Origin of the sequence: Candidatus Frankia alpina, from assembly GCF_902806485.1 — a bacterium.
GTDB lineage: Bacteria > Actinomycetota > Actinomycetes > Frankiales > Frankiaceae > Frankia > Frankia alpina.
This window is the reverse complement of record NZ_CADCWT010000186.1, coordinates 1-9,941: the sequence shown is the minus strand read 5'-3', so window position 1 is coordinate 9,941 and position 9,941 is coordinate 1. Positions and strand designations below refer to the sequence as shown.

Here is a 9,941-nt window from a genome sequence, read left to right as displayed (position 1 = left end):
CACACCAACACCACATTGATGTCACGCAAAGCGACGAAACGTTACCGGGAAAGGCTCCCTGGGGGCACCTGAAGGGACGCGGCGGCGGCACCATGGAAAGCGAGCGACCGACGCAAGGAGGATGGTTTCCATGACGGGTATCGCCCATCGTGACCGGCATCAGGCAACATTTCCCGGACTCGGCTGGCCGTGGTCCGAGGAGGGCAGAGTACTGGCCCAGCGGCTCGTCGGGCTGCGGGACGACTTGATTCGCGTGGAGGAGACGACCGAGGCGGGAACGCACGTCGTCCGGGCGGAGATGCCCGGTATCGACCCGGCCCGCGACGTCGAGATCACCGTCGCCGAAGGCGTCCTGTCGGTGCGGGCAGAGCGGCACGAGGAGAAGACCGAGAAGACGGACGGCGGCTACCGGTCGGAGTTCCGGTACGGATCGTTCTCCCGAAGCCTGCCGCTGCCGGCGGGCACGAAGGACGACCAGGTCGTCGCGACTTACAAGGACGGCATCCTCGAGATCAGGGTGCCGGTCGACGACCGGCAGGCCAAGGCCGCGACCCGCAAGGTCGAGGTGCAGCGCGGCTGACCCACCCCGGCCGGGGGGGCCGGCCACGGGGCCGGCCTCCTGAGCGGCCGGCCACGGTTCCCTCAGCGTCGCGCGAGGTCGCGGCGCGCCGCCTCGAGCAGCAGTTGACGTTCGGCCGCCGCGAGCACGTGGCGCGCCGGCTCCACCGCGTCCGGGTTCACCGAGATCGAGGTGATTCCGGCCCGGACGAGGTGCTCGGCGAACTCGGGGTGGTTCGACGGCGCCTGCCCGCACAACGACGAGGTGATCCCGACCGCGGCGCACGCGTCGATGATGCGCGTGATGGTGTCGAGCACGGCGGGGTCGGACTCGTCGAACAGCTCCGCGCAGGTCTCGGAGTCCCGGTCCACGCCCAGCACGAGCTGCGTGAGGTCGTTGGAGCCGATCGAGACCCCGTCGATGCCCATCGCCGCGTAGGCCGGGATCCAGTAGGCTACCCAGGGCACCTCGGCCATCACCCAGCGATGCAGCTGGCGGTCGCCGCCGAGCGGGCTCGTGTCGACGGCCTCCAGCTCCCAGCGCGTGCGCACGAACGGGATCATCAGGTGCAGGTTGGGGGTGCTCTGGCGGACCTCCGCGAGCACCTCCAGTTCCAGGGCGAACAGTTCCGGCTCCCGGACGTAGCGGTAGCAGCCGCGGTAGCCGATCATGGGGTTCGCCTCGGCGGGCTCGAACGCCGCACCGCCGCGCAGCCCGCGGAACTCGTTCGTCCGGAAGTCGGTGGCCCGGTAGATGACCGGGCGCGGCGAGAAGGCGCGCACGATCCGGGTGAGGCCGCTGGTCATCCGGGCCACGAACTCGGCTCGGCCGCCGTCGGCGAGCAGCCGCTTCGGGTGCGTTCCGCCGAGCGCCTCGGTCAGGAGGAACTCGGCGCGCAGCAGGCCGACGCCGTCGACGGGCAGGGCCACGACCTGCTCGGCCCGCTCGGCGATGGCCAGGTTGACGTACAGCCTGGTCGCCGTGACCGGCGGCTCGGCCGCGGCCGGTGCGACAAGCTCCCGGGTGGTGGCCACCGCCGTGCCCGGCCGGCGTGGCTCGCTTGGCGCGAGGCCGCCCCGCGGCCGCCGTCGACCGTCACCGGCTGGCCGGTGCGCAGCACGCTGGTCGCGTTGCGGGTGCCCACCACGCAGGGGACGCCCAGCTCCCGGCTGACGATGGCCGCGTGACAGGTCACGCCGCCGCTGTCGGTGACCACCGCTGCGGCCCGCCGGATCGTCGGGACCCAGTCCGGGGAGGTCATGGAGGCGACGAGGATCTCACCGTCGCGCAGCGTGCCGCCCTCGTCCGGAGACACCAGCACCCGGACGAGCCCACCGGCCGTCCCTGGCGCGGCACCGAGGCCGCTGACCAGCGGCCCCGCGGCGCTGTCCGCGGACTGCCCGGCCGCGGACCGTCCGGGGGCGCCGGGCTCGGTCCGGTCCGCGCCGCGCAGCGTGGTGATCGGCCGGGACTGAACGAGGTAGCTGCGGCCACCCTCGATCGCCCACTCGGTGTCCTGGGGCTCGCCGTAGTGCTCCTGCACCCGGTCGACCAGAGCGGCGAGGGCGAGGATCTCGTCGTCGCCCAGCACCCGCGCGCCGCCCTTGCCGGGCTCGAGGACGAGCCGCTGGTCGGCGCCGTCGGGGCCGCGGACGATCTGATGGTTCTGCACGCCGATCCGCACCTCGGCGATCCGCGGCCCGGCCTTGTCCACCACGTACGTGTCCGGCACGATCTGCCCCCCGACGACGACCTCGCCGAGCCCGAACGCCGCCTCGATCACGATCCGGCCGGTGTCCCCGGTTACCGGGTCGGCGCTGAACGCCACCGCGGAGCGATCGGCGTTGATCATGCGCTGGACGACGACGGCGATCGCGGGTTCGTCCCGGACCCCCCGACTGTTCCGGTAGGTCATGACCCGCTCGCCGAACAGCGACGCCCAGCAGCGGCGGACCGCGTCGACCAGCTCGTCCTCACCGCGGATGTTGGTGAACGTCGCGTTCATCCCCGCGAAGGAGGTGCCCGCGGTGTCCTCGCTCGTCGCCGACGAGCGGACAGCCACGAAACCGCCGCCGAGCCGGCGGTAGGCGTCCACGACCTGCGCACGCAGGTCGGGGCCGATAGTGACGCTGCCGACGAGGTCGCGCAGGCGGCGGGAGCGCGCGGCCAGCGCGCCGCCATCAGCGGGGTCGGCGCCGGCGAGGTCCCGGGCAAGCTCGGCCCGAGCCCCGGACCGTTCCATCTCGTCCAGGTAGGCCGCCGCCGGGATGACGAACCCGGGCGGCACGGGGAATCCCGCCGCGGTCAGTTCCCCCAGGTTCGCGCCCTTCCCGCCGGCGATCGCGGTGTCCGCCGCGCCCAGCTCGTCGAACCAGACGATCGCTCGCGTCCGCGTGTCCATGACCATTGCCGTCTCCTCCTGTGCCGGTCATCCTGGCGGTCTCCGGGACGCGGCGGACGGGATGCTCGCCGCGCCCTGGTCGACGTGCTCCGGAGACTGACTGAATGATCCGGAGTCACGGCCGGTGCCAGCATCCCTCCCGGGGCACGCACCGGCGGTAATGAGGACCTTTCCGGGCACGCCAAAGGTCCCGTCCGGTCAGGCCGGCACTCCCTGGCCCGCCGGCGGGAGCGGCGGGACGTCCGCCAGCGAGAAGTAGTCCTCTCCTCCTCCTGCGCGAAGTGTAGGCGGAGGACCGCGTACAGTCCGTAGAGCAGCTGGCGCAGGTCACGGACGTCGTCCCGGTCGAGGTCGGCCGGTCCGAGCTCATCAAGCAGCCGGCCAAGCCGGCGGACGAGATGGTGGATCTCCAGGTGCGCCCGGCTCATCAGGGCGGTCGACTCGCTGCCCCCGAGCAGGTCCGTCAGCACCGGGTAGAGCAGGTTGTCCTCGGCGTCCTCGTGCGGCAGCAGCTCGTCGGCGCAGAACCGGTAGACCGCACCGGCCCGGCGCAGGATCTCGGCCGGTTCGGCGTCGTCATCCACCGCCGCGGCGGCCCGCAGCAGGTCCGGCCCGGGGCGCAGATGGTGGTGTTCGGTGGCGAACCGCTCGGACATCGCCGCCTGCTCGCCGTGCAGGGCCACCGGCCGGTCCCGGCCCGGCCGCAGCGCGCGCAGCGCGTTGCCGATGGCGGCGACGTCGATGCTCTCCTGCAGCAGCGCCCCCGGCGCCGGGGCCAGGGCGCCGAACGCCGCTACGATCATGGCGGCCAGCGACAGGCCCATCCCCAGCAGGACGCTCTGGCGGGCGATGACCCGCGAGCGCGTGGCGATCGCCATCGCCTCGGCCAGCCGGTCCAGTCGGTCGACGGTCAGGACGACGTCCGCGGCCTCTGAGGACGCCGTGGTTCCGCGCGCGGCCATCGCCACCCCGACCGTCGCCGCGGCGAGGGCCGGCGCGTCGTTGACACCGTCCCCGACCATGACGGTGCTCGCGATGCGGCCCTCGGCCCGGACCGCGGCGAGCTTGTCGGCCGGTGTGCATTCGGCGATCACCTCGTCGACACCGAGCCCGGCCCCGACCGACTCGGCGACCTCGGCCCGGTCACCCGTGACCATGACGATCCGGCGCACCCCGGCGCCGCGCAACCGGTTGATCATCCGTGGCGCGTCCGGGCGGGGCGGGTCGTCCAGCAGCAGCGCACCCGCGAGCCGCCCGTCGACGCCGACGAACACCGCCGTCGATCCGTCGAACGCGCACCGCCGGCGGACCGTGCGCGCCCCCAGCAGCGGCCCCGGCCCAGGCGGCGGTGCCGACCGCGACCAGGTGGCCGGCCACCCTGCCGCGGATCCCGGTGCCGGGCTCCTCGACGACGTCCGCCGGCATGGTGAGCGACAGATCTCGCTCCCGCGCCTCGCGGACCAGCGCCGCGGCCAGCACGTGCGGCGAGACCTGGTCCAGGGAGGCGGCCAGGCGGACCAGCTCGGCAGGGGCCGGACCCCCGGCGCTGCCCGCCGCCGAGTCCGTGACGATGTCCGTGACGGTCGGGCGGCCCACGGTGAGGGTGCCCGTCTTGTCGAAGAGCACGGTGTCGGCCCGGCCCAGCGCCTCGAGGGCACCACCACCCTTGATGATCACCCCACGCCGGGCGGCCCGGGACAGCCCGGAGACGATCGCGATGGGCACGGCGAGAATCAGCGGGCATGGAGTGGCCACGACCAGGACGGCCACCGCCCGGTCCGCCTGCCCGGACAGCGCCCAGGCGAGGGCCGCCAGCAGGATCGCCGCCGGGACGAAGGCGAGGGCGTAGCGGTCCGCCATCCGGACGGAGCCCGCCGAGTCCGCGCGGGCGGACTCGACCAGCCGGACGATGCCGGCATACGCGCTGTCCTCGGCCGTCGTGGTCGCGCGCAGCTCGAACGGGCCGCCCGCGTTGACGGTCCCGGACCGGGCGGCGTCGCCCGCACGCTTCGTCACGGACACCGGCTCCCCGGTGAGGGTCGACTCGTCGACCACGGCCGTGTCGCGCTCGACCCGGCCGTCGACCGGGACCACCTCTCCCGCGCCGACGACCAGCAGGTCGGCCACGACGATCTCCGCGACCCCGACCGTGTGCAGCTCGGTGCCGTCCCGACGCCGGGCACTGCGGGGCGCGGCAGCCTGGAGCTGGCGCAGGGCCCGCTCGGCGCGCTCGCCCGCCGCGGCCTCCAACAGCCGACCGGTCGCCAGCATGACCGCCACCACCGCGCCGGCCAGGTACTCGCCGACGGCAACGGTCCCGACCAGGGCCAGCACGGCGATCACGTCAACGCCGGCCTTGCGCTCACGCAGCCCCGCGACGACGCTGCCGACCGCCGGGACCAGCGCGATCCCCGCGGCCACGGCCCAGGTCACCGCACTGATGCGGGTCTGGTCCACGAACCACGCGACGGCGCCAGCCGCCAGGCCGACGAGCAGAGCCGCCCGCCGGCCCGGGGTCGACCAGGCCCGGCCGCCGACCACGCCCGGTTGTGCGTCGGCCGCCGCGGCAGATTCCCGAGAAGATTCTCCACCCATGATCATTACCCATCGTCGTGGTGCCGGCGGGGGGTGATTGACGGGCCGGTCAGGCGACGAGGGCCCGCACAGCCCGCATCGCATCATCGACCGGACCGGTCGTGGGCACCTCGTGAGCAGTCGGCCACGGGTCGTTGCGGACCGCCATCGCGGCGTGGACGGCGATCGAGGCGTCGGAGGCGTCGCCGCCGAGGGCGGCGCGGCGCGCGATCCGTGCGGCCGCCACCTCCCGCGGCGCCACGCAGCACAGTTCCACCAGATCGGCGTCGGTCTCGGTGGCGATCCGGGCCGCGAGCTGCCGGTGCGCGCCGGAGGTCCAGGAGGCGTCGAGCACCACGCTCTCCCCCCGTTCCAGGGCCGTCCGGGCGCGTTGCATCAGCTCCGAGTACGTCGCCTCGGTCGGCTGCGGACCGTACAGCCCCGCACCGAACGCGTCGGCCGCGGGCTGCTCTGCGGCCAGCCCCGCCAGCCCCTTGCGCACCGCGTCAGATCCGATCCGCACCCAGCCGTCCGCACCGTCGGCCAGCCCCTGGGACAGGGTCGACTTGCCGGTTCCGGGAAGGCCGCCGACCAGGACCAGCCGGACCCGGCCGCGGCGCAGGTGACGCAGGGCCATCGCGGCCAGCTCGCGGGCGGCGTCGGCCGCGCCCGGCTCCCCCTGGTGGTCACGGATGCCGGCGACCTTGGCCCGGACGAAGGCCCGGTAGGCGATGTAGAGATGCTCCAGGGAGGCCGGATGGGTCTCGCCGGAAAACTCCCGGTAGGCGTCCAGGAAGTACCGCGCCGCCTCGGGATGGCCGAGCCGTTCGAGATCCATCGCGAGGAAGGCGACGTCGCCGAGCACGTCCCCGACCCGCAACCGCTGGTCGAACTCCAGGCAGTCGAGGATGCGGGGGCCGTCGTCCAGGCAGAAGACGTCCTCGGCGAGCAGGTCGCCGTGGCCGTCGCGGACGCGGCCCGCCCGCTGCCGCTCGGCGAACAGGGCCGCCCGGCCGTCCAGGTAGCGCAGGGCGAGCCGGCCGATCTCATCGACGACCTCGCCGTCCAGCAGGTCACGGAACGGCTCAACGCCCATCATGCCTTCGAGCCACAGCGCCTGCAGTGCGGCGAGACCGCCCGCTCGGGCGATCTCGGGCGAGGTCTGGCACTGCTCGTGGAACACCGCCAGCCGGCGGGCGATCGCCCGCAGCTGCGGCTGCACCCGGGCCCCGGAGATTACCAGCGACGACAGCCGTCGCTCGTCGGGCAACCGACGCATCACGACCATGTGGTCGTGCAGAGTTCCAGCCGCGTCACGGATGTCACCGATGCCGAGGTACACGTCGGGGGCCAGGCGCCGGTTGAGCCTCACCTCGGCCTCGCAGGCGGCGAGCCGGGCCTGGCGGGTGCGGTAGTCGACGAAGCCGAGGTTGACCGGCTTCTTGATCTTGTAGACCCGGTCTCCGACGAAGAACAACGTGGCCGTGTGGGTCTCGACCGTGTCCAGGTGGCCGGCCCCGGGGCGGGACGGCTGCCCGGCCGCGGCGGATACCGGCGGGATCGACGGGATCGACGAGGGCAGCGGGTCCGCGGTGGCCGGGGTCGCGCTCTGAGCTGACGTCAGTACCTGGTCCTGACCGGACATCGATCGTCTCCCGTTCTTGTCCCGAAGGATCCAGGGCCGTCCCGAAGGATCCCGGACCGGCAGGCTCCTGGAGCCGACCCGTGTCCCCCACGGATGTGGGCAACGTCATCCTGCCCGTGGCACATCTCGGCGACGAATGCCGGAAGGCACCTGGCCGCGGGCCTTTCGGACCTCCAACGGCCAACCTTCCCAGCTCGACCGGACCTCCCTGGACCTGCCCGGCCAGCCACGGCACGAACCCGACGGCCACCGAGACCACCGGCCACGCCCAGCGGGCCCACCGGCGACCACGAAATCGGACACCTGTATGTGGTGGGCCGGACGAGTGAGAGTCTTGGCACCATGACTGCCACGGTGGACGTCGACGGCCTCGGCCGTCCGGTTCCGGAGCTGGACGAACCGTCGCTGGACCAGCTGATCGCCTACTGGAACGCTGCCAACTACCTGACGGTCGCGCAGATCTACCTGCGGGCCAACCCCCTGCTGCGGGAACCGCTGCGCCCCGAACACATCAAGCCGCGGCTGCTCGGCCACTGGGGGACGTCACCGGCGCTGAACCTGGTGTACGCGCATCTCAACCGGCTGGTCGGCCTGACCGGCCAGGACGTGCTGTACGTGGCGGGCCCCGGGCACGGCGGCCCGGCACTGGTCGCGAACACCTACCTGGAAGGCACCTACTCCGAGATCTACCCGCGGGTGTCCGCGGACACCGCCGGGCTGACCAGGCTGGTCGAGCAGTTCTCCACCCCGGGCGGGATCCCCAGCCACGTCAGCGTGCCGACGCCGGGGTCGATCCACGAGGGCGGCGAGCTCGGCTACGCCCTGGTGCACGCCTTCGGGGCCGCGTTCGACCACCCCGACCTGCTGGTCGCCGCCGTCGTCGGCGACGGGGAGGCCGAGACCGGCCCGCTGGAGGGCAGTTGGAAGGGCATCACCTTCCTCAACCCGGCCCGGGACGGCGCGGTCCTGCCCATCCTGAACCTCAACCAGTACAAGATCGCGAACCCCACCGTGCTCGGCCGCCGCAGCCGCGACCAGGTGACCGCTTACCTCGCCGGCCACGGTTACGAGGTCCTGTGGGTCGAAGGCTCCGACGTCCACCAGGTCCACCGGGACTTCGCCACCGCCCTCACCACGGCCCACCAGACGATCCGACGCATCCAGCACGCCGCCCGCCGCCCCGGCGGTACGGTCACCGACACCCCGACCTGGCCGATGATCGTGCTGCGCACCCCGAAGGGATGGACCGGTCCGCACGAGGTCGACGGCGTGCAGGTGGAGGGCACCTTCCGCGCCCACCAGGTGCCCCTCACCGCGGTCCGCGACAACCCGGAGCACCTGGCCCAGCTCGACGCGTGGCTGCGGTCCTACCGACCCGAGCGGCTGTTCGACGCCGAGGGCCGGCTCGCCGCCGAGCTCGCCGCGCTCGCCCCGGCCGGGGACAAGCGGCTGGGGGCCACGAGCTACGCCAACGGCGGCCGGCGCACCGAACCGCTGCACCTGCCCGACTGGCGCGCCTACACCCTGGACATCGACCCGCGCCACCGCGGCCGCGGCTTCTACGAGACGACCCGGCCGCTCGGCGAGCTGCTGCGCGACGTCTACCGCGACAACCCGACGACCTTCCGGGTGTTCAGCCCCGACGAGCTCACCAGTAACCGGCTCGGCGCCATCCTGGAGGTGACCGACCGCTGCATGGTCGCCCCCATCGACCCGCACGACGACCGGGTCTCCCCCTCGGGGCGGGTCATGGAGGTGCTCTCCGAGCATCTGTGCCAGGGCTGGCTGGAGGCCTACACGCTCACCGGCCGCCACGGCCTGTTCGCCACCTACGAGGCGTTCGCCATGGTGTCCGCCTCGATGCTCGTCCAGCACACGAAGTGGCTGCAGGAAGGGGCCAAGCTTGGCTGGCGGGAGCCAGTCCCCAGCCTCAACGTGCTGCTGACCAGCACCTGCTGGCGCAACGACTACAACGGCTTCTCCCACCAGGCACCCAGCCTCATCGACACCGTGGTGCCGCTGTCCCCCGGGGTCATCCGGATCTGGCTGCCGCCGGACGCCAACAGCCTGCTGTCCGTCGCCGACCACTGCCTGCGCAGCCGTGACCACGTCAACCTGCTCGTCGCCGACAAGCAGCCGCATCTGCAGTACCTCACCGTCGCCGAGGCCGACGAGCACGCCGCCCGCGGCGGGGCTCCGTCTGGGACTGGGCCGGCACCGAATCCCAGCTCGGCCGCGATCCCGACATCGTTCTCGTCGGCATCGGCGACGTTCCCACCATGGAGATCCTCGCCGCCGCCCAGCTGCTACGCCAGTTCGTGCCCAGCCTTTCCATCCGTGTCGTCAACGTGATCGACCTGATGGCCCTGCTGCGCAGCGACCTGCATCCGCACGGCTTCTCCAACCCAATGTTCCGGGCCCTGTTCACCGACGAGACCGACGTCGTCGTCGGATTCCACGGCTACAGCCGGGGCGTTCACCAGCTCCTGCACCGCCGGCGCAACCCCCAGCGTTTCCACGTCCGCGGCTTCATCGAGCAGGGCACCACGACCACCCCGTTCGACATGCTCGTCCGCAACGAGGTCAGTCGTTACCACCTCGCTCGCCTCGCCATCGAGTTCGCCCGCACCACCCATCCCGGCACCGACCGGCTCGTCACCCATTGCGAAACTCAGCTCAGCCGCCACCACGACTACATTCGCAACCATCTGGAGGACCTGCCCGAGATCCGCGACTGGACCTGGGACGACCCCCAGCCGACC

At 72.8% G+C, this 9,941-nt stretch carries 5 protein-coding genes and 2 pseudogenes; 2 read left to right on the top strand and 5 right to left on the bottom strand.

Annotation, left to right across the window (positions count from 1 at the left end; genetic code table 11):
* The first annotated feature begins 130 nt into the window (after positions 1-130).
* Positions 131-580 (top strand): Hsp20/alpha crystallin family protein, encoded by a 450-nt coding sequence (locus tag G6R25_RS17610; RefSeq protein WP_136449493.1) that lies wholly within the window; start codon positions 131-133, stop codon positions 578-580.
* A 62-nt stretch (positions 581-642) separates the two neighbouring features.
* On the opposite strand, the gene G6R25_RS27665 is transcribed toward G6R25_RS17610, so the two are convergent.
* The 5 genes and pseudogenes from G6R25_RS27665 to G6R25_RS17595 all read right to left on the bottom strand — a co-directional run bounded on the left by G6R25_RS27665 (position 643) and on the right by G6R25_RS17595 (position 7,179).
* Entirely contained in the window at positions 643-1,512 is an 870-nt protein-coding gene (locus G6R25_RS27665; protein WP_235948887.1) for a putative PEP-binding protein, read from the bottom strand.
* Complete coding sequence (locus tag G6R25_RS17605; RefSeq protein ID WP_235948882.1) at positions 1,437-2,960, bottom strand: PEP/pyruvate-binding domain-containing protein; 1,524 nt, start codon at positions 2,958-2,960, stop codon at positions 1,437-1,439. The genes G6R25_RS27665 and G6R25_RS17605 overlap by 76 nt, the downstream gene beginning before the upstream one ends.
* Complete coding sequence (locus G6R25_RS31775; RefSeq protein WP_205447204.1) at positions 2,864-4,234, bottom strand: hemerythrin domain-containing protein; 1,371 nt, start codon at positions 4,232-4,234, stop codon at positions 2,864-2,866. The genes G6R25_RS17605 and G6R25_RS31775 overlap by 97 nt, the downstream gene beginning before the upstream one ends.
* Before the next feature lie 103 nt (positions 4,235-4,337).
* Positions 4,338-5,231: pseudogene (locus tag G6R25_RS31770) on the bottom strand (HAD-IC family P-type ATPase); the annotation flags it as partial.
* 373 nt (positions 5,232-5,604) lie between these two features.
* Complete coding sequence (locus G6R25_RS17595) at positions 5,605-7,179, bottom strand: bifunctional aminoglycoside phosphotransferase/ATP-binding protein (RefSeq protein ID WP_163553865.1); 1,575 nt, start codon at positions 7,177-7,179, stop codon at positions 5,605-5,607.
* A gap of 342 nt (positions 7,180-7,521) precedes the next feature.
* Here G6R25_RS17595 and G6R25_RS17590 point away from each other — a divergent pair.
* Positions 7,522-9,941: pseudogene (locus tag G6R25_RS17590) on the top strand (phosphoketolase family protein); the annotation flags it as partial.